2 protein-coding genes are annotated in these 750 nt (G+C 69.5%); both read left to right on the top strand.

Annotation, left to right across the window (positions count from 1 at the left end):
• The coding region (locus GSQ76_RS31435) for an SDR family NAD(P)-dependent oxidoreductase (RefSeq protein ID WP_216851293.1) at window positions 1-418 on the top strand (418 nt) is incomplete at its 5' end.
• Window positions 408-750, top strand: a 343-nt coding sequence (locus GSQ76_RS25510; protein WP_174247402.1) for an MmgE/PrpD family protein, incomplete at its 3' end; no start/stop codon positions are given. The genes GSQ76_RS31435 and GSQ76_RS25510, both read left to right, overlap by 11 nt.

Here is a 750-nt window from a genome sequence, read left to right as displayed (position 1 = left end):
GCTGAACTTCTTCCGCATCCGGGAGCTGACCCACGCCGTGGTGCCGGGCATGCGGAATGCCGGCTGGGGCCGCGTCGTCACCTTCACCGGCACGTCCGAACCAAAGGCGCTCAACGCGGCGTTCACCGCCAAGGCGGCGGTGCACGTCTGGTCCAAGGGACTGTCGCGCGAACTGGCGCCGCACGGCATCACGCTAAACTGCTTGCAGCCCGGCCGCATCCGCAGCGAGCAGATCGCCAAGCGTTATCCCACGCCGGAAGCGGAGCAGGAGTTCGCCCAGGCGGAGATACCCGCCGGCCGCTTCGGTGATCCGGAGGAGATCGCCGGCTTGGCGGTGTTCCTCGCCTCCGACCGCGCAAGCTACGTGACCGGCACGGTGATCCCTGTCGACGGCGGGATGAGCCGGTTTGCGTTCTGAGCTAACTGTCCAGCACCGGCTGGCCGAATTCGTCCATTCCGTCAACTTCGACGCACTGCCCGGCGCGGTGGTGGAACGGACCAAGCTCCTGGTGCTGGACGCCGTGGCCTGCACGCTGGGCGGCGCCGCCTCGCCGCCCGCCACCGCTGCGCGGGCACTCGCCAACGAGCTTGGCGGTGCGGCGCAGGCGGGTCTGGTGGGTGCTGCTGGTCGCACCTCCTGCGCGATGGCCGCCTTCGTCAACGGCACGGCGCTGCGGGTGCTGGACTGGAACGATTACCTGTTCGGCCGGGATCCGGCACATCCCAGCGGCAACCTGCCGGTGGCGCTAG

This window comes from Acidisphaera sp. L21, from assembly GCF_009765685.1.
Classification (GTDB): Bacteria; Pseudomonadota; Alphaproteobacteria; order Acetobacterales; family Acetobacteraceae; genus LMUY01.
The sequence above is the reverse complement of the archived record's forward strand: the minus strand, read 5'-3'. Positions and strand labels throughout refer to the sequence as shown.